General features: G+C 71.6%; 22 protein-coding genes and 1 pseudogene. 16 read left to right on the forward strand and 7 right to left on the reverse strand.

All coding sequences use genetic code 11. The features are described 5' to 3' along the window. Positions 1-56 precede the first annotated feature (56 nt). The 7 genes and pseudogenes from ACJ7VY_RS16270 (at position 57) to ACJ7VY_RS16300 (ending at position 5983) form a co-directional block, all read left to right on the forward strand. Positions 57-881 (forward strand): ATP-binding cassette domain-containing protein, encoded by an 825-nt coding sequence (locus ACJ7VY_RS16270; RefSeq protein WP_313255958.1) that lies wholly within the window; start codon positions 57-59, stop codon positions 879-881. A 58-nt stretch (positions 882-939) separates the two neighbouring features. Next, on the forward strand, positions 940-1782 hold the full coding sequence (locus ACJ7VY_RS16275) for a phosphatase PAP2 family protein (protein ID WP_313255959.1): 843 nt from the start codon (positions 940-942) through the stop codon (positions 1780-1782). 133 nt (positions 1783-1915) lie between these two features. Then, positions 1916-2503, forward strand: a pseudogene (locus ACJ7VY_RS16280) (glycosyl hydrolase family 18 protein); the annotation flags it as partial. Between the two features lie 88 nt (positions 2504-2591). Beyond that, on the forward strand, positions 2592-3032 hold the full coding sequence (locus ACJ7VY_RS16285; protein ID WP_409476834.1) for a glycosyl hydrolase family 18 protein: 441 nt from the start codon (positions 2592-2594) through the stop codon (positions 3030-3032). Positions 3033-3119: 87 nt separating this feature from the next. Next, complete coding sequence (locus ACJ7VY_RS16290; protein ID WP_313255961.1) at positions 3120-4133, forward strand: TIGR00266 family protein; 1014 nt, start codon at positions 3120-3122, stop codon at positions 4131-4133. A 103-nt stretch (positions 4134-4236) separates the two neighbouring features. Beyond that, a complete protein-coding gene (locus ACJ7VY_RS16295; RefSeq protein WP_312344813.1) occupies positions 4237-4833 on the forward strand; it encodes a hypothetical protein in 597 nt (198 codons plus the stop codon). Between the two features lie 115 nt (positions 4834-4948). Continuing rightward, a complete protein-coding gene (locus tag ACJ7VY_RS16300; RefSeq protein ID WP_313255963.1) occupies positions 4949-5983 on the forward strand; it encodes a patatin-like phospholipase family protein in 1035 nt (344 codons plus the stop codon). A gap of 16 nt (positions 5984-5999) precedes the next feature. Here the strand turns inward: ACJ7VY_RS16300 and ACJ7VY_RS16305 are convergent, their stop codons facing one another. Next, positions 6000-7229 carry an alginate export family protein gene (locus ACJ7VY_RS16305; protein WP_313255964.1) on the reverse strand — a complete coding sequence of 410 codons (1230 nt, stop codon included), beginning with the start codon at positions 7227-7229 and terminating at the stop codon, positions 6000-6002. Positions 7230-7362: 133 nt separating this feature from the next. Continuing rightward, the gene (locus ACJ7VY_RS16310; RefSeq protein ID WP_161614570.1) at positions 7363-7848 is read right to left on the reverse strand and encodes an Lrp/AsnC family transcriptional regulator; all 486 of its coding nucleotides are present in this window, start codon (positions 7846-7848) and stop codon (positions 7363-7365) included. Between the two features lie 128 nt (positions 7849-7976). Here ACJ7VY_RS16310 and phhA point away from each other — a divergent pair, with 128 nt between their 5' ends. Continuing rightward, positions 7977-8867 carry a phenylalanine 4-monooxygenase gene (gene phhA / locus ACJ7VY_RS16315; RefSeq protein ID WP_313255966.1) on the forward strand — a complete coding sequence of 297 codons (891 nt, stop codon included), beginning with the start codon at positions 7977-7979 and terminating at the stop codon, positions 8865-8867. 78 nt (positions 8868-8945) lie between these two features. On the opposite strand, the gene ACJ7VY_RS16320 is transcribed toward phhA, so the two are convergent. Further along, positions 8946-9647 (reverse strand): hypothetical protein, encoded by a 702-nt coding sequence (locus ACJ7VY_RS16320; RefSeq protein ID WP_313255967.1) that lies wholly within the window; start codon positions 9645-9647, stop codon positions 8946-8948. Between the two features lie 162 nt (positions 9648-9809). On the opposite strand from ACJ7VY_RS16320, the gene ACJ7VY_RS16325 reads away from it, so the two are divergent. Both ACJ7VY_RS16325 and ACJ7VY_RS16330 read left to right on the forward strand, forming a co-directional pair. Beyond that, a complete protein-coding gene (locus ACJ7VY_RS16325) occupies positions 9810-10916 on the forward strand; it encodes a sensor histidine kinase (RefSeq protein ID WP_409476067.1) in 1107 nt (368 codons plus the stop codon). Further along, positions 10913-11548, forward strand: coding sequence for a response regulator (locus ACJ7VY_RS16330; RefSeq protein ID WP_409476068.1), 636 nt, complete (start codon positions 10913-10915; stop codon positions 11546-11548). Before ACJ7VY_RS16325 ends, ACJ7VY_RS16330 begins: the two co-directional genes overlap by 4 nt. Positions 11549-11560: 12 nt before the next feature. Here the strand turns inward: ACJ7VY_RS16330 and dmeF are convergent, their stop codons facing one another. Then, complete coding sequence (gene dmeF, locus ACJ7VY_RS16335) at positions 11561-12520, reverse strand: CDF family Co(II)/Ni(II) efflux transporter DmeF (protein ID WP_409476069.1); 960 nt, start codon at positions 12518-12520, stop codon at positions 11561-11563. 46 nt (positions 12521-12566) lie between these two features. Here dmeF and ACJ7VY_RS16340 point away from each other — a divergent pair, with 46 nt between their 5' ends. The 5 genes from ACJ7VY_RS16340 to ACJ7VY_RS16360 all read left to right on the forward strand — a co-directional run bounded on the left by ACJ7VY_RS16340 (position 12567) and on the right by ACJ7VY_RS16360 (position 17378). After that, positions 12567-12839 carry a metal/formaldehyde-sensitive transcriptional repressor gene (locus tag ACJ7VY_RS16340; RefSeq protein ID WP_104940024.1) on the forward strand — a complete coding sequence of 91 codons (273 nt, stop codon included), beginning with the start codon at positions 12567-12569 and terminating at the stop codon, positions 12837-12839. Between the two features lie 92 nt (positions 12840-12931). Next, entirely contained in the window at positions 12932-13663 is a 732-nt protein-coding gene (locus ACJ7VY_RS16345; RefSeq protein WP_240213047.1) for a DUF3348 domain-containing protein, read from the forward strand. 10 nt (positions 13664-13673) lie between these two features. Further along, a complete protein-coding gene (locus tag ACJ7VY_RS16350) occupies positions 13674-16070 on the forward strand; it encodes a DUF802 domain-containing protein (RefSeq protein WP_409476070.1) in 2397 nt (798 codons plus the stop codon). Beyond that, on the forward strand, positions 16067-16714 hold the full coding sequence (locus ACJ7VY_RS16355) for an OmpA family protein (protein WP_104940027.1): 648 nt from the start codon (positions 16067-16069) through the stop codon (positions 16712-16714). Before ACJ7VY_RS16350 ends, ACJ7VY_RS16355 begins: the two co-directional genes overlap by 4 nt. Next, positions 16704-17378 carry a DUF2894 domain-containing protein gene (locus ACJ7VY_RS16360; RefSeq protein WP_409476071.1) on the forward strand — a complete coding sequence of 225 codons (675 nt, stop codon included), beginning with the start codon at positions 16704-16706 and terminating at the stop codon, positions 17376-17378. The genes ACJ7VY_RS16355 and ACJ7VY_RS16360 overlap by 11 nt, the downstream gene beginning before the upstream one ends. Positions 17379-17502: 124 nt before the next feature. Here the strand turns inward: ACJ7VY_RS16360 and ACJ7VY_RS16365 are convergent, their stop codons facing one another. The 3 genes from ACJ7VY_RS16365 to ACJ7VY_RS16375 all read right to left on the reverse strand — a co-directional run bounded on the left by ACJ7VY_RS16365 (position 17503) and on the right by ACJ7VY_RS16375 (position 19436). Continuing rightward, the gene (locus tag ACJ7VY_RS16365) at positions 17503-17898 is read right to left on the reverse strand and encodes a DUF3224 domain-containing protein (RefSeq protein WP_054668490.1); all 396 of its coding nucleotides are present in this window, start codon (positions 17896-17898) and stop codon (positions 17503-17505) included. Positions 17899-17997: 99 nt separating this feature from the next. Then, complete coding sequence (locus ACJ7VY_RS16370; protein ID WP_409476072.1) at positions 17998-18552, reverse strand: hypothetical protein; 555 nt, start codon at positions 18550-18552, stop codon at positions 17998-18000. A 179-nt stretch (positions 18553-18731) separates the two neighbouring features. Continuing rightward, positions 18732-19436 carry a pirin family protein gene (locus ACJ7VY_RS16375; RefSeq protein WP_104940030.1) on the reverse strand — a complete coding sequence of 235 codons (705 nt, stop codon included), beginning with the start codon at positions 19434-19436 and terminating at the stop codon, positions 18732-18734. A 132-nt stretch (positions 19437-19568) separates the two neighbouring features. Here ACJ7VY_RS16375 and ACJ7VY_RS16380 point away from each other — a divergent pair, with 132 nt between their 5' ends. Further along, positions 19569-20489, forward strand: coding sequence for a LysR substrate-binding domain-containing protein (locus ACJ7VY_RS16380; protein ID WP_409476073.1), 921 nt, complete (start codon positions 19569-19571; stop codon positions 20487-20489). Positions 20490-20508 lie beyond the last annotated feature (19 nt).

A 20508-nucleotide genomic window follows, 5' to 3' on the forward strand; every position in this document is an offset into this window, starting at 1 on the left:
CCGACTTTGGTCCAATCCTTCAGCTGCGCCGCCCCCCGCCCACTCCCGCCTGAACGATGTCCACCGCCACCGCCGCCACCGCGGCCCCCCTGATCGAGCTCGACCACGCCTGCGTCGTCCGCGGCCAGGTTCGGGTCCTGCACGACCTGGCCCTGCGCATCGAGCAGGGCCAGCACACCGCCATCCTCGGCCCCAACGGCTGCGGAAAGTCCTCCTTCATCAAGCTGATCACCCGCGAGCTGTACCCGCTGGCGCGCGCCGACGGCCATGTGCCGGTCAAGGTGCTGGGCCAGACCCGCTGGCAGGTGGACCGGCTGCGCGCGCAGCTGGGCATCGTCAGCGGCGACCTGTCCGGCAACCTGGCCGACATGCCCGGGCTGGGGGTGGAGGAGGCGGTGATCTCCGGCTTCTTCGCCAGTTACGTGGTGCCGGCGCACCGCGACGTCACCGACAGCATGCGCGAGCGCGCGCGCCAGGCGCTCGCACTGGCGCGCGCCCTGCCGCTGCTCGGCCGCAGCTACGCCGAACTTTCCGCCGGCGAGACCCGCCGCGTGCTGATCGCCCGCGCATTGGTCAACCAGCCGCGTGCACTGCTGCTCGACGAGCCGTCCACCGGCCTGGACCTGGTATCGCGCCAGCACCTGATCGACAGCCTCCGCCACCTCGCCGGGCAGGGCATCACCCTGGTGCTGGTCACCCACCACATCGAGGAGGTGATCCCCGAGATCCAGCGGGTGGTACTGATGAAGGGCGGGCGCATTTTCGCCGACGGCACGCGCGGCGAGCTGCTGCGCGCGGGCCCGCTGTCGGAGGTGTTCGGCGGCCCGATCGAGGTGCAGGAGGAAGACGGCCGGCTGAGCGCGTGGGCCCGCGCCATCTAGGTCGGCGGGGGCATCGGTGCGATGATGCCGGTCCGTTCCGCCGATCATGCCCGCGTTGATGTCACGTTCCCCGTTTGCGCTGCGCCTGGGCGCGGTCACCGTCCTGGCCGTCGCGCTCGCCGCCTGCGCCGGTACGCCTGCCCGGCACGCCCCCGGCCACGACGCGCCGGCTGCACCGGCGCCCACCGGTTACCTGCAGGCGGACGCGATTCCCGACAGCCTGGCACTGAGCCCGCCACCGCCCGCGCCGGGCTCGGCCTGGGCGGCGCTGGACGACGCCGTCGCCGGCGAGGCCATCGCACTGCGCGACAGCGCGCGCTTCACCCAGGCCAGCGCCGACGCCGACCTGCGCTTTCCCGCCGGCGCCGGGCAGTTCAGCTGCGCGCTGGGGGTGGCCGTCGACGACACGCACACGCCGGCCCTGTACCGCCTGCTGCAGCGCAGCCTGATCGACGCCAGCGCGGCCACCCGCGCGGCCAAGAACCGGTACCAGCGGCCACGCCCGTTCATGGTCAACGGCCAGCCGACCTGTACCCCGGACGACGAACCGCACCTGCGCGGCAGCGGCTCCTATCCGTCGGGGCACACCGCCATCGGCTGGGCCTGGGCGTTGATCCTGTCGGAGATCGCCCCCGGGCAAGCCACCGCGCTGCTCGAGCGCGGCCGCAACTACGGCCACAGCCGGCTGGTGTGCAACGTGCACTGGTACAGCGACGTGCAGCAGGGCCAGGCGTTGGCCGCGGCCACGGTCGCGCGCCTGCACGACAACGCGGCGTTCCGCGCCGACCTGGACGCGGCGAAGCGCGAAATCGCCGCCGCGCGCAGGCACCCGCGACCGCTGCCACGCGACTGTGCCGCCGAAGCCGCGGCGCTGGCGACCGATCTGCGCGAAGCGCGCTGACCCGGGCGCGGCTGGGCAGGGCCGGCGGCGTGCGCCCGCCCCGCCGCGCTTCACACGGTTTCAGGCGTTACCGCACGCGGCGGCGTCCGCCGTTGCGGCTAGAGTGGGGCGCTGATCCATGCCGGGGCCTTCCATGTCCGCACCCCATCGCCGCCTGCGTGCCCTGCTGGCGACCGCGCTGCTCGCATTCGCCGCCACCGCACTGGCGCAGCCCTTCCGCCTGATCGGCTACGTGACCGACGGTCCGACGCCGCCGCGGCTGCCGGCCGCGCAGCTGGACGTGGTCAACTTCGCCTTCGCCAAGGTCGCACCCGATGGCAGCGTGTACCTGCCCGACAAGGTCGACCCGGCGCACGTGCACGCGCTCGTCGCGCATCGCGCCGACAACCCCGCGCTGAAGATCGTGCTGTCCATCGGCGGCTGGGGCGCCGGCAACTTCTCCGAGGCCGCGGCCACCGAAGCGGCGCGTGCGCGCTTCATCGACAGCGGCGTCGCCCTGCTGCGCCGCTTCGACCTGGACGGCCTGGACATCGACTGGGAGTACCCGACCCTGGGCGACGCCGACATCAGCCACAGCCCGGACGACCGCCGCAATTTCACCGTGCTGCTGGAAGCGCTGCGCGCGCGCCTGGACCGCGAAGGCGGCGGCAGGCGCCATTACCTGTTGACCATCGCCGCCGCCGAGGGCCGCTTCGCCGACGGCCTGGAACTGCCGCGCATCGCCCGCTCGCTGGACTGGATCAACCTGATGACCTACGACTTCCACGGCAGCCTGACCCCGACCACCGGCCACCGGCCACCACAGCGGGCTGGCCCGTTCGGCGCGGGCACCGGCGGGCGCGCGTACCACCGAAGGCGCGGTGCGCTACTTCCTGGAGGCCGGCGTGCCGGCGGGCAAGATCAATGTCGGCGTGCCGTTCTATGGCCGCCGCTTCGGCGACGTGGAGCCGGTCGACGCCGGGCTGTACCGGAAGTACGGCAGCGAAGGCGGCTTCATCGACTGGCGCGAGATCGTGCGCGGCCGCCTTGGCGCGCCGGGCTGGGAGCGCCACTGGGATCCCCAGGCGCAGGCGCCGTGGCTGTGGAACCCCGCCACCCGCCAGCTGATCACCTACGACGACCCGCAGTCGCTGGCGATCAAGGCCGCGTACGTCAGGCGCAACCGGCTCGGCGGCATCATGTACTGGGAACAGCGGCTGGACGACGGCCAGTTGCTGGACGTATTGCACAAGGCGCTGCACGCGCGCTGACCGGCCAGCGGCCGGTGGAGCGACCGCAGGTGCCTGCGCATGCCAGCGCGTCATAGACTGGCGGTCTTCTTCCCGCCAGGCACGCCCATGAGCCAGTGGTACTTCCACACCCCCGGACACTCCGACCGTATCGGCCCGCTCGACGACGAGGCCGCCCGCCGCCACGCCCAGCTGCACCGTGACGCCCTGGCCTGGCGCGAGGGGCTGCAGGGCTGGCAGCCGGCCGGGTCGCTGCCCGAGCTCGGCGGGCAGGCCTCGCCACCGCCGATGCCGCCGCCGGTCGGCGGGCGCCGCAATCGCGCCGATGACATCGACTTCCGCATCGTCGGCCACGAGATGCAGTTCGTGGAGATCGAGCTGGACCCGGGCGAAAGCGCCATCGCCGAGGCCGGCGCGCTGATGTACAAGGACGCCGCGGTGCGCATGGATACCGTGTTCGGTGACGGCCGCCACGAAAGCGAGGGCACCGGGTTCATGGACAAGCTGCTGTCGGCGGGCAAGCGCGTGATCACCGGCGAGAGCCTGTTCGCCACGCTCTACACGCACGGCGGCCAGGGCAAGGCCAGGGTCGCCTTCGCCGCGCCCTACCCGGGTACCGTGCTGCCGATGAAGCTCGACGAGCACGGCGGCAAGCTGATCTGCCAGAAGGACAGCTTCCTGGCCGGCGCGCGCGGGGTGCAGGTCGGGGTGCACCTGCAGCGCAAGGTGATGACCGGCCTGTTCGGCGGCGAGGGGTTCATCATGCAGAAGCTGGAGGGCGACGGCTGGGTGTTCGTGCACGCCGGCGGCTGCGTGGTCGAACGCGAGCTGGCCGCCGGCGAGCGCATCGACGTGGATACCGGCTGCGTGGTCGCCTACCACGCCGGGGTGGACATGGACGTGCGCCGCGTGGCCGGCCTGAAGAGCATGTTCTTCGGTGGCGAAGGCGTATTCCTGGCCACCCTCACCGGACCGGGCAAGGTGTGGCTGCAGTCGCTGCCGTTCTCGCGCCTGGCCGGGCGCATGTACGCGGCCGCACCGCAGGGCGGCGGCCAGAGCCGCGGCGAGGGCTCGGTGCTGGGCGGGCTGGGGCGCATCCTGGACGGCGACAACCGGTTCTGAGCCACCGCGGCCGGACAGACCGGCGCGCGGGCCGGCGCCGCTTGTCGGCGTGCGCGCGCCCTCGCATACTCGCCGCAATCACCTGCAGGGATGGAGGGGTGGCATGGACGCGCAGGACGATGTCTACGCGGCACCACGGGCGGCGCTGGTCGCCGCTCCCACGGAACGGCCGCGCCTGCCGCCGTTCTACGTGGTGTCCGTCACCAAGCTGGTACTGCTCTCGTTCGCCACCCTGGGGCTGTATTCGCTGTACTGGTTCTGGCGTCACTGGAAACTGCACAAGCTCGACAGGAAGCTCGACATCTGGCCGGTCCCGCGCGCCCTCTTCTCGATCTTCTTCGCCCACGGCCTGAACCGCGAAATCGACCAGCGGCTGCAACGCTCCGGCAGCCGCCATGCCTGGTCACCCGGCGCCTGGGCCACATTGTTCGTGGTCTCGGCGATCAGCGGCCGCATCATCAGCCGCCTCCCCGATTCGGTGCTGCCATTCGGGCCGGGTTTCGGGCTGATCGTACTGAGCCTGGCCGGCGGCACCCTGGCGATGGTCCACGCGCAGCGCGCGGCCAACCTGGCCAGCGGCGACCCCGCGGGCGCGGCGAATGCGCGGCTGACGCTGGCCAACTGGCTCTGGCTGGTGCCGGGCGGCCTGTTCTGGCTGATGTCGCTGGCCAGCCTGGTGCTGCTGACCGGCGACGCCTGACCACCACCACGCGGCGGCAACGAAGTGGCGCCTAAACGGCCGCGCGGCCGGCGCGGCCCGTGCCCGGCGCAAAGCGCTATGCTGGCGCCCTTTTCAACGCCCCCACCCGTTCATCATGAAGCCGCGCACCGTCCGCCTGCTGCTGTCCCTTTCGCTGTCCGGCCTGCTGGCCGCGTGCGGCGGCGAGAACGTGAAGCCCGCGGCGCCGGCCGCGGGCCGGCCGGTCACCGCGGCCAAGCCGGTGAAGATCGGCGTGGCGCTGGGCGGCGGCGCGGCCAAGGGCTTCGCCCATATCGGCGTGATCAAGATGCTGGAAGCCAACGGCTTCGAGCCGGTGGTGGTGTCAGGGACCAGTGCCGGCAGCGTGGTCGGCGCGCTGTACGCCAGTGGCATGAATGCCTTCGACATGCAGCAGAAGGCGGTATCGCTGGACCAGGCCAGCATCCGCGACGTGCGCCTGTTCTCCGGCGGCCTGATCCAGGGCCAGAAGCTGCAGGACTACGTCAACGCGCAGGTCGCCAACAAGCCCGCCGAGCAGCTGAAGAAGCCGTTCGCGGCGGTGGCCACGCAGCTGGAGACCGGCGAGCGCGCGGTGTTCGTGCGTGGCAACGTCGGCCAGGCGGTGCGCGCGTCCAGCGCGGTGCCGGGGGTGTTCGAACCGGTCACCATCGGCGGCAAGACGTTCGTCGATGGCGGCGTGGTCAGCCCGGTGCCGGTGGATGCCGCACGCCAGCTCGGCGCCGAGTTCGTCATCGCCGTGGACATTTCCAGCAAGGCCAGTGGGCAGCGCCCGAGCGGCCTGCTGGGCACGGTCAACCAGTCCATCGCGATCATGGGCCAGCGCCTGGGCGAGCAGGAGCTGGCGCGTGCCGACGTGGTGATCCGGCCGCAGGTGCTGGACATCGGCGCGGCCGATTTCGAACAGCGCGGGCGCGCCATCCTCGAGGGCGAGAAAGCGGCCATGGCGGCGATGGCGCAGATCCGCGCCGGCGTCGCCCGCCTGCAGCAGGCGCACGCGGCCAGCGCACGCAACGCCGATGCGCGGGCCAGCGCCGCCGCGGCCGAGGCCTACCAGCGCTGTCTGGACGGGCGTTCGCGGCTGGACAAGCTGCGCGGCAAGGAAGGCAGCTGCACCGCGCCGGCGCGCTGAGCGCGGCACGCCGCGGCTAGGACCGCGTGTACTGCAGCTGCACCCAGAGTTTGTCGGCATCGCGGGTACGCACGGCGTCGGCGCTGCGGTAGCGCGCGGCCTTGAGCAGCACGCTCAGGCCCTTGAGCTGCGGCACCGCGCGCTCCCACGACAGGTTGAGTTCGTGCCCGTAGCGGTAGCTGCCGCGATCGCTGCGGAAATCGTGGTACCACGCCTGCGCCTTGCCGCCGGCCAACGGCACCACCACGCCCGCATACGCATCGCGCAGGCCATCGGCGGGCGTGGTCAGGAACTGGTCGGCCCACCCCTGGAAGGCGTGCTTGGTCGCCAGCGGCGTCTGGAACGCGCGATTGCCGGGGCCACCTGCACCGGCGCCGAGCACTTCATAGCCGAGCGTGCTTTTCACCTCGCCGGCGGCATGGCTGGCCTCGCCCAGCCAGTAGCGGCTGTCCAGCGACCACGGGTTGCCGTGGCCATCGACCTGGCGCGCATGTTCCAGCACGTAGCCGAAGGCGCCGTGGCTGCCCTGCACGCGCAGGCCGGTGGTGTCGGCCGACAGCGTGCCGCGCGGCGCGCCCGCGGCCACCGCCACGTTCTCCAGGTCCAGGCGGTAGTGATAGCCGGTGAACGCCAGTTGCGTGCCGGGCGCGAACCGCGCCTGCAGCAGGTGGCTGTCGCCGTGGATGTTGGCCGGCGCGGTGAGGCTGGGGGCCGGCGGTTGGTCCGGGCCGAACACGGTGTTGATGTTGGTCACGTAGGCGTAGGTCAGCTTCCAGCGCGCGGCCGGCGCCAGTTCCATCATCGCGCCGTCATAGGTCTGCTCGTTCTGGCGCCAGCCCACGCCGCCGACGAAGCGCTGGTTGCCCAGGTTGATGCGCTGGCGGCCCAGCTGCACGTTGCCGTGGCCGCCGTCGTAGCGCAGCAGCGCCTGGTTGAGTTCGACGTAGTCCGGGTCGGCCACGGTCGGGTAGCGGGTGCGGCCGTTGCGGGTGTCGTTGAAGCGTTCGCCGCCCAGGTGGGCCACGCCATCCACCTCGCCCAGCGCCGACCAGCCATGCCAGCGCGCGGTGCGATAACCCAGCCGCAGCCGGGCGCTGTGGGCGTCGGCGTCGCGGGCGATGCCGTCCTGCGCGACATGCTCGTAGCGGTAGCGCAGGTCCAGCAACGGCGCTCCGCCGGCATCGGCCGCCAGCGCCGGGGCGGCGACCAGCAGGAGAGGCAGGGCAGCAGCAAGGCGGATCGACATGGAGGTGCTCCGGGTGGGGATGGCGCCATCGTCGGCGCCGGCCCCCGCGACCACCATGACGCCGATCAAGCCAACGGCGATCACCGGTGGATCCGGCGCCCGGCCGCAGTGCGTCGGGCAGCGCCGGCCGGCGTCAACCGCGACCGAGCTGCGACAACGGCAGCGCGCGGAACTCCTTGACGGTACGCAGCACGAAGCTGGAATTGACGTCGGCCACGCCGGTGGCGTCCAGCAGCTTGTCGAGCAGGAACGCCGAGAAGTGGTCCAGGTCGCGCACGTAGATGTGCAGCAGGTAATCCATGTCGCCGGTGAGCGCATGGCAGGCCACGACTTCGTCCCACAACTGCACCGCCTCGACGAAATGGCCGATCGCCGCCTGCCCGTGCTTGGACAACTGCACGCGCACGAACGCCTGCAGACCCAGGCCGATGGCGCGCGGCTCCAGGCGCGCGCCGTAGCCGGCGATCACCCCGTCCGCTTCCAGCCGCTGCACCCGGCGCAGGCAGGCCGACGGCGAGAGGTTCACCCGCGTGGCCAGTTCGGCATTGGTGGCGCGACCCTGCTGCTGGATCTCCGCCAGCAGGCGCAGATCGGTGCGGTCGAGGGAGATGGCGTTCATTTTGTTGCCCCGCAACATTGAATCGACGCAATAATCTTGCGCCATGCCGCTTGCCCAGCGCAATTTCGCACACCTGTTGCGCGGCCGGATTTCTACCATCAGGGCGATCCACTTTCCGGAATGCCGCCATGGACACGTCCCCGCGCCGCGTAGAACACCAGCAGACCGACAAGGGCTATGTGCCGGTCTACACCACCGCCGTGGTGGAGCAGCCGTGGGACGGCTACAGCGCCGACGACCACGCCACCTGGAGCACGCTGTACCGGCGCCAGCGCGAACTGCTGGTCGGCCGCGCCTGCCGCGAATTCCTCGATGCCCAGGACGAGATGGGCATGAGCGAGCATATGATCCCGCGCTTCGACCAGCTCAACGAGGTACTGGGCGCGGCCACCGGCTGGACCCTGGTGGGCGTGGAGGGGCTGCTGCCGGAACTGGACTTCTTCGAGCACCTGGCCAACCGCCGGTTCCCGGTGACGTGGTGGATCCGCCGCCCCGACCAGATCGACTACATCGCCGAGCCGGACCTGTTCCACGACCTGTTCGGCCACGTGCCGCTGTTGATGAACCCGGTGTTCGCCGACTACATGGCCGCCTACGGCCGCGGCGGCGTCAAGGCGCACGCCATCGGTCCGGACGCGCTGCAGAACCTCACCCGCCTGTACTGGTACACGGTGGAGTTCGGCCTGATCGACACCGCCGACGGCCTGCGCATCTACGGCGCCGGCATCGTCTCGTCCAAGGGCGAGTCGCTGTATTCGCTGGAGTCGGCGGCGCCCAACCGCATCGGTTTCGATCTGGAGCGGATCATGCGTACCCGCTACCGCATCGACACCTTCCAGAAGACCTACTTCGTGATCGACAGCTTCGAGCAGCTGATGGCGGCGACCGAGCCGGATTTCACCCCGCTCTACGCACGGCTCGCCGACCAGCCGCACCTGCCGGCCGGCGACGTGCAGGACGGCGACCGGGTGTTGCAGCGCGGCAGCGGCGAAGGCTGGGCCGACGGCGGCGACGTCTGAGCGGCGCATCGCGGGACATGCACATCAAAGCGCCGCCCACGGGCGGCGTTTTCGTTGGCAGCTGGCGCCCGCCGCGGCTCACCGCGCGGGCATGGTCCGGCGGCCGTACCTGCGGTCCAGGCGGAGGCCGATGACCACCGCCACCACCACCGGCGCCATCCACGGGAACAGCTCGACCAGCAGCGGCGGCACCGCGGCGTGCGCCTGCAGCCACTGCCACAGCGGGCGCATGCCGATGCCAAGGAACGCCACGTGGGTGGCGATGCCCGCGCCCAGCATGGACTGGTAGTGCTGGCGCAGTGCCCAGTCCGGGCGCGACGGGCCGCGACGGGCGAACTTCCACATGCGCCCGCCCACCCACAGGCCGATCGTGGAGAAGCCCAGGAACAGCAGCTGGCCATGGCGGACGCCGACCACCAGCGTGGCCAGCGCCAGCAGCAGCACCGGCCACAGCGCCAGTTTCCAGCCGACGCGCGCCACCAGCCGCTTCCAGTCGCGCTTGTCGGTGACCGCGCGCCATGCCAGCCAGGCGGCGTTGCCGGTGAGGGCCATCAGGTAGGCCAGGAACAGCGCCGACAGCGGCTGCTTGCGGAACCAGGCGTACTCCACGGTGATCGGCAGCGCGGTGGCGACGATCGCCGCCATCGCCAGCAGGTACACCTTGCCCAGCGCACGATGCCGCGGCGAGCCCTTCTTCATCAGCGCCGCCGACCAGAAGCCGGCCAGCGCGACCACCCCGGCCAGCACATGCAGCGCGACGAACAACGAATACCCAGGCATGACATCCTCCGATGGCGGCCGGCGGAATGCGGCGGCTGGTGCACAGATTCGTTGCACGGCGTCGGCCACGGCAGTCGCCGTGGTCACCTCCGGACCCTGCCGGAAGTCACTTTCTGCAGCGTCCCCCTTGCCGCCGGCCGGCGCGCCCACCAGCATGCATGCATGGAACTCGGCTCGCAGTCGCGCTGGCGCGGACTTCTCCACCCCCTCAATCTGGCCGGACTGCTCACCTGGTGTGCGGTTGCCTTCACCCTGTCCTATGGCGACACCGCGCTGCTGCCCTGGCGCTGGGGCAGTGCCCTGCTGTTCCTGGCCGCCTTCCTGGTGGCCACGGCGCTGCCGCGGGCGTCCTGGCAACGCGCCGCGCTGCTGCTGGTGGAAGCCATTGCGGCGCTGGCGCTGGTACGGCTGGCGCATTACAGCGGGGTGGCGCCGGCGCTGCTGGTGATGCTGGCGGCGCAGGTCGCCGCCACCTGGCCGCTGCGCATCGCCCTGCTGGCGGTCGCCGCGCTGGACCTGGGCATGTACGCCGTGCTGCACGGAGTCAACGCGCATGCCGGGGTGGTGGTGATGATCTTCGCCGGCTTCCAAGCCTTCGCCATGCTGACCACGCACTACGCGCGCAGCGCCGAGCTGGCCCGCGACCGCCTGGCGCTGGTCAACGCCGACCTGCTCGCCACCCGTGCGCTGCTGGCCGAAAGCTCGCGCGACGCCGAGCGCCTGCGGCTGTCGCGCGACCTGCACGATGTCGCCGGGCACACGCTCACCGCGCTGCGCCTGCAGCTGCGCGCGCTGGCCACGCAGCCGGGCGCACCGGCTGGGCTGGCGTCGTGCGAACGGCTTTCCGCCGAACTGCTGGGCGACATCCGCGCCGTGGTGCAGTCACTGCGCGACGGCGGCGGGCTGGACATCGCCACCGCCCTGCACGCGCTGGCCGCGCCGCTGCCGCGGCCACGCCTGCACCTGCAGCTGGACGACAACGTGCGGGTGCGCGACACCGCGCTGGCCGAGGCGCTGCTGCGCTGTGTGCAGGAAGCGCTGACCAACAGCGCGCGCCACGGCGACGCGCAGGTGCTGCACGTCGCCCTGCGGCAGCACGACGGGCGCCTGCTGCTGGACATGCACGACGACGGCCGCCTGCGCGGCGAACTGCGCGAGGGCAACGGCCTGACCGGCATGCGCGAACGCGTCGCCGAGCACGGCGGCAGGCTGCAGCTGCGGCGCAAGCCGGACGGCGCGCTGCACATCCAGGCGGAGTTCACGGCATGAGCAGCGCCCCGCGCATCGCCCTGGTCGACGACCAGGCCCTGATCCGTGCCGGCCTGCGCGCGTTGCTGCAGCAACAGGGCATCGACATCACCTTCGAAGCCGACAGCGGCGAGGCGCTGCTGGCACGCCTGGCGCAGCAGCCGGTGCAGCTGATCGTCTCCGACATCCGCATGCCGGGCCTGGATGGCATCCAGGCGTTACAGGCGCTGCGCGCGCGCGGCGACCTCACGCCCTGCCTGTTCCTGACCACCTTCGACGAGAGCGACCTGCTGCTGCGTGCCACCGCGGCCGGCGCGCAGGGTTTCCTGCTCAAGGACGCCGCGCCGGAAGACCTGCGCGACGCCATCGTGCGCATCGTCGCCGGGCAGACCCTGCTGCAGCCGGTCAGCACCGACCCGGTACGCCAGCGCTATCGCTACCACGCCGACGATGCGCCGCGCGAGCTGTTCAGCCAGAAGGAAGTGGCGGTGCTGCGGCTGATGGCCGGCGGCTACAGCAACCGCGAGATCGCCGCCAGCCTGTTCCTGGCCGAGGGCACGGTGAAGAACTACGTCTCGGCCATCCTGGACAAGCTCGACACCCGCGACCGTACCCGCGCGGTGCTCAAGGCGATCACGCTGCGGGTCATCTGAGCGCCGCCGTGCTCAGGGCGCGGCGCTGCGCACTTCCACGGTGACGTGCACGATCTCCTCGTGCACCGACAGCGCGCGGTGGAACAGCTCGGCGTCGACACCCGGCACGGTCGCCACTTCCATCGCGCAGGCGAAGCGGCCGCGGCCGACCTGCCAGACATGCAGGTCGCTGATATGGGCCGGCACCGGCCCCTGTTCCACCGCCTCGCGGATCTCGGCCACCACCGGCGCGTCCATCTCCGCGTCGAGCAGCACCCGGCCGGTCTGCCGGATCAGGCCCCAGGCCCACACCGATACCAGCACCGCGCCGACGATACCCATCAGCGGGTCCAGCCACGACGCATTGAAGTACAGCCCGCCGAGCAGCGCGATGATCGCCAGCACCGAGGTGGCGGCATCGGCCAGCACGTGCAGGTAGGCCGAACGCTGGTTGAGGTCGTGCTCATGGTGGCCGTGGGGTTCGTGGCCATGGTGGTGATGTGGGTGGTGATGCCCATGGTCGTGGTGATGGTCGTGCTGGTCGCGCAGCCACCACGCGCACAACAGGTTCACCCCCAACCCCACCACGGCGATGGCGATGGCCTGCTGGTAGTGGATCGGGCTGGGCTTGAACACCCGCGCGATCGACTCGAAGGCCATCAGCCCAGCCACGCCCAGCAGCAGGATCGCGCTGGTGTAACCGGCCAGGATCTCGATCTTCCAGGTGCCGAAGGCGAAGCGCGGGTCGTCGCGGTAGCGCCGCGCGCAGGCGTAGGCGAACGCGGCCAGGCCCAATGCCAGCGCATGCGAGCTCATGTGCCAGCCATCGGCCAGCACCGCCATGGAGTTGAACCACCAGCCGCCGGCGATCTCCACCACCATCATCACCAGGGTCAGCGCCATCGCGCGGCGGGTGTTCTTTTCGGCCATCGGGTTGCCATGGCTGAACGCGTGGCTGTGCTGGCGGGAGCGGGCAAGGGTTTCGGGATTCATGGCGTGACACCTTCTCAGATACCCCCATAGGGTATACGATCCGGCCATGGCCCATATCCAGCGCGACAGGAAGAAGCTGCTCACCCGGGTGCGCCGCATCGCCGGCCAGGTGGCCGCGCTGCAGCAGGCGCTGGAAGCCGGCGACGACTGCGACGCGGTCCTGGTGCAGATTGCCGCCGCCAAGGGCGCCATGCACGGGCTGATGCTGGAGGTGATGGCCGGCCATCTCAGCGACCATGTCGTGGCCGAGGCCGATCCGGCGCGGCGCGCGGACGAGGCCGGGGTGCTGCTGGAACTGCTCAGGCGGCACGCGCGGTGACGCCGCCCGGGCCCGCCGGCCAGGCATGAATGCGGGCTGCCGGGGCACCCCCTGGCGGGCCATGTAAAATGCCCGATTTTTCGGTCAGGACCATGGCGAAAGCTTCCACACGGGCGCCCGTGCTGGGCCCGGCGTTCATTCGCCTGCTGGCCCGCTTCGGCGACGCCGACCTCCCGCGCACGCCGCCGGTGCTGACCGAGCGGCTGGCGCAGTGGTTCGACTGGAACCGCGCCATCACCCTGTCGCGCGCGCTGGACAACCGGCTGCCGGCCCCCGCCGACGGTCCCGCCTTCGACACCGCCCAGGAAGCCGAATGCGCGCGCCTGCGCCGTTCGCTGCTGGACACCATCGACGCCGACGTCGACCTGTCCGCGCCGCGCCGCAAGGACGCCAGCGCCGCCAACATCGACCCCGGCTACCTGCCCTACCGGCAGCACTGCCTGGCCGCGCAGCGCGCGATGCAGGCGGCCACCGGCCTGCTGCGCGGCCGCCTGCGCGACATGCTGGCACTGCAGTCGCCGGCCAAGGCACGCCTGGCCGAGGTCGACGCGGTGATGGAAGCCACGCTCAGCCCGCGCGAACAGGCGCTGCTGGCGATCGTCCCCGGCCTGCTCGGCCTGCACTTCCAGCGGCTGCGCGATGCCGGCGCCCCGGACACCCCCGATACCGCCGCCGCCGACGCGGCGGACGACACTCCCGCTGCTCCCGCCGCCGGCCCCTGGCTGGCACGGTTCCGCCAGGACATGCGCACCGCGCTGCTGGCCGAACTGGACGTCCGCTTCCACCCCATCGACGGCCTGCTCGCCGCGTTGCGCACCCGGTAACCGCCTCTCCATGTCCAGAAACCCCATCGTTCCCGTCGTGTTCCTGGCCGGCCTGCTGGCCGTGTGCTGGATCGGCATCGGCTACCTCGGCAGCCATCCGCTGGCCGCCGCGGTGGCCGCGCTGATCGCCGCGTGCTACCTGGCCGGCGGCTTCGAACTGCTGCGCTACCGGCAGGCCACCGCCACCCTGGTGCAGGCGCTGCCATCGCTGGGCGAGGCCGCCGGCGACCTCGATGGCTGGCTGTCGCGGCTGCAGCCGGGCCTGCGCCACGGCGTGCGGCTGCGCATCCAGGGCGACCGCGTCGGCCTGCCGGCACCGGCGTTGACCCCCTACCTCGTCGGCCTTCTGGTGTTGCTGGGCATGCTCGGCACCCTGCTGGGCATGATGGCGACCCTGCGCGGCACCGGGCTGGCACTGGAGAGCGCCACCGACCTGGACGCCATCCGCAGTTCGCTGGCCGCGCCGGTCAAGGGCCTGGGTTTCGCGTTCGGCACTTCCATCGCCGGCGTCGCCAGCTCGGCCGCGCTGGGCCTGCTGTCGGCGCTGCTGCGGCGCGAACGCGCGCAGGCGGTACAGCAGCTCGACGCGGGCATCGCCACGCACCTGGGGCACCTGTCGCACACGGTGCAGCGCCGCGAGACCTTCCGCCTGCTGCAGGAACAGAACGCGCTGATGCCAGCGCTGGTCGAGCGCCTGCAGGCCCTGGCCGACACCCTGGAGCGGCAGCAGCACGACGCCGGGCAACGCCTGCAGGCCAGCCAGCAGGCATTCCACCAGCACAGCGAGGCGGCGTGGACGCAGCTGGCCGGTTCGCTGCAGCAGGCGCTGCGCGACGGCATCGCCCAGCAGGCCAACGCCGTCGGTGCCGCGCTGCAGCCGGTGGTGGACACCACCATGACCGCGCTGGCGCAGAAGTCCGACCGCCTGCAGGCAGCCATCGAACAGGCCGTGCACCGCCAGCTCGACGGCCTGGACAGTGCCGTGCAGGGCGCGGCCAGCGCCGCGCGCGAGAGCTGGAGCGCCGCCGTCGCCGAGCAGCAGCGCGGCAACGCGGCACTGGCCGATGGCCTGCAGCAGGCGCTGCAGCAGTTCGCCGCCACCTTCGAGCAGCGCTCGGCCGCGCTGGTCGACGGGGTGGCAACGCGACTGGAAGACAGCAGTAGCCGGACCGCCGACGCCTGGAACAGCGCACTGGCGCGCCAGCACGACGCCCATGCGGCGCTGGCCGAGCGCAACGAGCAGGCGCTGGTGGCCGCCGCCGAACACCTCGACCGGCATGCACGCGCGCTGGTCGACACGCTGGGACAGGCGCACGGCGAACTGCAGGCGGCACTGGCCGCGCGCGACGAACAGCGGCTGGCGCACTGGTCGCAGTCGCTGGCGGCGATGCTCGCCACGCTGGAGGAGAACTGGCAGCGCAACGGCGCGCAGGTCGCGCAGCAGCAGCAGCAGGTGTGCGACGCGCTGGCGCGCACCGCAGGCGAGGTCTCGGCCCAGCTGCAGGCCGCGGCCGGCGGCGCGCTGGAGGGCATCGCCGGCAACGCGCAGGCGCTGACCGACGCCGCCGCCGACTTCGCCCGGCGCAGCGACGCCATGATCGACGCCCTGCAGCGTTCGCATGGCGAACTGCAGGACGCCCTGCAGGCGCGCGACGCCGAGCGCCTGGCGCAATGGCGCGATGCCTTCGCTACGCTGACCGGCGAATTCGGCCAGCGCTGGGAACACAGCAGCGCCCAGGTCGCCGCGCAGCAGCAGCAGGTCTGCGACACCCTGGTACAGACCACCCAGGCGATCCACGCACAGGCGCAGGCACAGGCGCGCGATACCCTGGCCGAGATCGGGCGGCTGGTCGCCACCGCGTCCGAGGCGCCGCGCGCCGCCGCCGAAGTGGTCGCCGAGCTGCGCCAGAAGCTGTCCGACAGCATGGTCCGCGACACCGCCATGCTGGAAGAGCGCGGGCGCCTGCTGGAGACCCTGCAGACCCTGCTCGACGCGGTCAACCATGCATCGCACGAACAACGCGGCGCCATCGACGCGCTGGTCTCGACCTCGGCCGAGCTGCTGGAGCGCGTGGGCAGCCGCTTCAGCGCGCAGGTCGAAGGCGAGGCCGGGCGGCTCGACGCCGCCGCCGCGCACGTCACCGGCAGCGCGCTGGAAGTGGCGAGCCTGGGCGAAGCGTTCGGCGGCGCGGTGCAGGCGTTCGGCGACGCCACCGGCAGCCTCAATGAACGCCTGCAGGCCATCGAATCGGCGCTGGAGAAATCGCTGGCGCGCAGCGACGAGCAGCTCGCCTACTACGTGGCGCAGGCACGCGAAGTGATCGAGCTGAGCATGCTGTCGCAGAAGCAGATCATCGGCCAGCTGCAGCAACTGGCCAGGACCGGCGACGGGGCCGCCGGCGCATGAGCGACGAGATCGAGTTCGACGCCGAATCCAGCGCCACCACCTGGGCCGCGTTCGGCGACCTGATGTCGGTGCTGCTGGGCGCGTTCGTGCTGATCCTGGCCAGCGTCATCGGCATCCAGCTGCTGCTGCACAACCGCCTGGACGAGGAAGTGAAGCAGCGCCAGGCCGAGGCCGCGCGGCTGAAGACCCTGGAGCAGGCACTGGCCGCGCCGCTGGCGGCCGGCCGGGTGACCGTGATCGACGGCCGCATCGGCATCAGCGGCAGCGTGCTGTTCGCGCTCAACTCCGACCAGCTGCAGCCCGAGGGCCGCGAGCTGCTGCAGAGCATCGCCGGGCCGCTGCGCGACTACCTGTCCGCGCGCGACGAGATCCTGATGGTTAGCGGCTTCACCGACAACCAGCCGGTGCGCGCGGCCAACGCCCGCTTCGCCGACAACCTGGAACTGTCGGCGGCGCGCGCGCTCACCGTCACCCGCACCCTGATCACCGACGGCGTGCCGTCGTCGTCGGTGTTCGCCGCCGCGTTCGGCGCCGAGCAGCCGGTCAGCTCCAACGACGACGAGGCCGGCCGCGCGAAGAACCGGCGCGTGGAGATCGCGCCGATCCCGCGCCACGCGCCCGATGGCAAGGCCGATGGCCGCTGAGGCCGGCGATGTCCACGCGCGGCTGGAGGCCTGGCAGCAGCAGGGCGCCGACCGCATCGATCCGCTGCGCTTCGCGCTGATGCGCGCGCTGGCACGGCACGCGGCGCGCCACGACGGCGCGCTGCGGCAGCGCCTGGACGCCCGCCTGCAGGAGCTGGCCGATGCCTATGCCGCACTGCCACCGCCCACCGGGCTGCCGCAATCGACGCACGCCGCCGGTGCCAGCCCGCTGCGACAGCTGCTGGACCGGTTCGGCCAGGCGCGGCCGGCGGCGGCACCGGCGCAGTCCGCCGCCCCGGCTGCACCCGGTGCAGCGGGCGACGCCGGCGACACCGTGCCGGTCGTCGATCTGGCCGCGCCGATGCCGGTACTGGACGAGTTCCAGCAGCTGTGGACCCGCATCCGCATCGACGGCCTGCTGCGACACTGCCTCGACGACCTGCCCGAGGACGCCGGCCCGCTGCATTCCAGCGTGCTCACCTACCGCGCCATGGCGCTGATGCGCGAGGTCTGCCCCGATTACCTGCAGCATTTCGTCGCCTACACCGACGCGTTGTCGTGGCTGGAGCAGCTCGGCGGCAGCACGGCCAGCGGCGGCGACGCCGATGGCGCCGCGGCCGCCCGCAGGCCCACGCGCAGCCAGCGGCGCAAAAAGCCGCAATGACCCACGCACCCGCAGGAGCGCACTTCAATGCGCGACGGGGCCTGACAGGAAGAACTTCATCGCGCACCGCAGCACGCTCCTGCAAACGCGCTCCTGGGCGGACGCGGGCGGCTTGGCTTTCGCCTCAGGTATCGCGGAAGCCGTAATCGAAGGTGTAGTGGTGCCTGCCGTCGACGATGTCGATGGCGATGCGGCCGTGCAGGCCGGCCAGCTCGCCGGTGCCGCTGTCGGGCACCACGGTGAGGTCGAGCCGCGGCGCGCCGCGGTCCATGACACCGTTGTGCTGGGCATGGAAGCTGCCGCGGCGGCCGTCGAGGGTGCCTTCGATGCGTTCCAGAGCGACGTAGGCGCCGGAGCCGGATACCGGCGACATCATCGCCAGCATGTGCACCACGCTGCTGGCGTCCAACGGGCCATGGAAGCGCTTGTCGAAACGCACATGGCCGACGACCGCGCCGCCGCCGATGTCCAGCGATTCCTGCGGGACGCGCGTGATGTCGAACTCGCCCTTGGCCTGCATGACGGGATTCCCGGGTTGGCAAGGAAAGCAGTCTAGGCGGGGACCGCGCATGCCGCCATTGCCGGTGCCGGCGCTACCCGCAAAGCCCACGGTAGACCATCAGCGGAACCAGATCTTCAGCGTCACGTACAGCCCATAACCCAGCGCCAGCACCAGCCACACCAGAAACAGAACGTTGGCCCAGTACGCGCCCGCATGCGCGACCAGCGTATACACCTGCCCGGCGCAGCCCTTGCCGAGGCAAGGTATCTGGCCCCGCGCCAGCGCGCGCATGACGGCGAACAGCGCATAGCCCGCCACGCCGGCGGTCATCAGGAAGCCCACCGGCCCCACCAGCCCCTGGGTCGGTGCGCCGTTCTCGTCGAAGGGCGCTTTCTGGAGCTGCTTCTGCCCGAACCGGTACCAGGCCCATCCCAGCAGGAGCAGGGAAGAGTAGTAGAGGAAGTCACGCATGTCGTCGCGGTACCGTGGCCGGCCAGTCCGCAGTATGGCGGCAAGCGCAACCGCTGCCTGTGGCGCCCTGCACGGATTGGCGGACAAGGTGCCTGCTTCCTGCGGCTCCCCGGCCCGGCGCTGTCCGCGCATGCGCAGGCCGGTCGCCTCCGACCCGCCGTCGCGAAGCGATGCGCTGACCCACCCGCGTTCGTACGCCATGCCGGGGAGAACCCGCGCGGCGCCGGGAATGTCGCGGCGAATCCGCAGCGGCAGTGGCGCCCGGGTTCTAGCGGAAGGCACGGGTGTCTGCGTCGCTCCCGCATCCGGCTTGCCTTCGCGGACGACGCAAGGGCGCGGTCGCCCGCGCCCTTGCGTCGATCACCAGGCGGTCCCGCCGCTCAGGCGGCGGTATCCACCAGCACCAGTTCGGCGTCTTCCAGCGCGCGCACGGTGATGCTGCCCTCACCGGCAATGGCGGCACCGTCGCGGGCTTCGAGCGGCACGCCGTTCACTTCCACCTTGCCGGTGTTGGGCACCAGGTAGCCGTGGCGGGTGGCGTCGCGGAAGTGGTACGTGGTGCTCTCGCCGGCCTTCAGCGACGCGCCCAGTACGCGGGCATCGGCGCGGATCGGCAGGGCCTCCTCGTCACCCTGCATGCCACTGGCCAGGGCGATGAAGCGACCGGAGCGCCCGCCCTTGGGGAAGGGCTTGGTACCCCACGCCGGGGCGCCGCCGCGCGCATCCGGGATGATCCAGATCTGGAAGATGCGGGTCACCCCCGGCTCCAGGTTGTATTCGGCATGGCGGATGCCGGTGCCGGCACTCATCACCTGCACGTCGCCGGCCTCGGTACGGCCCTTGTTGCCCTGGTCGTCCTGGTGGCTGATGGCGCCCTCGCGCACATAGGTGACGATCTCCATGTCCGCGTGCGGATGCGGCGGGAAGCCGGTGCCGGGCTGGATGGTGTCGTCGTTCCACACCCGCAGGGCGCCCCAGTGGACGCGCGCCGGGTCGTGGTAGCCGGCAAAGGAAAAGTGGTGCCTGGCATCCAGCCAACCGTGGTTGGCTCCGCCAAGGGTGGCAAACGGGCGACGCTCGATCATGGTCGTGTCCTGCGGGGTGGTTGCGATGGGGGCCAGTCTAGGCACGCGCGTTTGCATCCGGAATGGAAGGAATGAAAATACATCATTTCCGTTTGTGACATGATCCAATCTCCTCCTCCCACAGCGTCCGCCATGAGCCAACTGCCCGACCTGGAAGCCTGGGCCATCTTCGCCAGGGTCGCCGAAGCCGGCTCCTTCGCCCGTGCGGCCGAAGCGCTGGGGCTGTCGCAGACCACCGTGTCCAAGGCCATCACCCGGCTCGAAGCGCGCATCGGCACCACCCTGTTCCACCGCACCTCGCGGCGCATGTCGCTGACCGACGCCGGCGCCGCGGCACTGGAGCGCGCCGCGCGCATCCTCGACGAGGGCGAGGCGGTGGAGGCCGAGGTCGCCGACCGTTCGGCCACGCTGCGCGGGCTGGTGCGGGTGGCCGCGCCGATGTCCTTCGGCGTGGCGCAGCTGGCGCCGCTGCTGCCGGCGTTCATGCGTGCGCACCCGGACGTGGAGCTGGATATCCAGCTCAGCGACGCGCAGGTGGACCTGGTGGCCGAGCGCTTCGACCTGGCGCTGCGCATTTCCACCCTGGCCGACTCCAGCCTGCGCGCGCGGCGCCTGTGCCAGGTGCGGATCCTGCTGGTCGGCGCGCCGGCCTATTTCGCCGAGCATGGCAGGCCGCAGCACCCGCGCGACCTCGCCGGCCACCGCGGCTTCCAGTACAGCTACACCCGCGGTGGCAACACCTGGCGCTTCCGCCACCCGCGCCACGGCGAATATGCGCAGACCGTGCCGCGCCAGTTGCAGGCCAACAACGCCGAAGTGTTCGCCGCGGCGCTGCGCGGCGGGCTGGGACTGGCCCTGCAACCGGAGTTCATGGTCTGGGACGACCTGCGCGCCGGCCGCCTGGAAACGGCGATGGACGACTGGCAGGTGGAGCCGATCGCGCTGCACATCGTCACCCCACCCGGCCTGCGCCGCCCGGCGCGCGTACAGCGGCTGATCGACTACCTCGCCGCCGGGCTGGAACGCGCGCCGTGGGCGACGGAGGTACACTGATTCGCGTGCCAAGCGAGCA

Source organism: Stenotrophomonas sp. Y-13, from assembly GCF_046267925.1.
Lineage (GTDB): Bacteria > Pseudomonadota > Gammaproteobacteria > Xanthomonadales > Xanthomonadaceae > Stenotrophomonas > Stenotrophomonas acidaminiphila_A.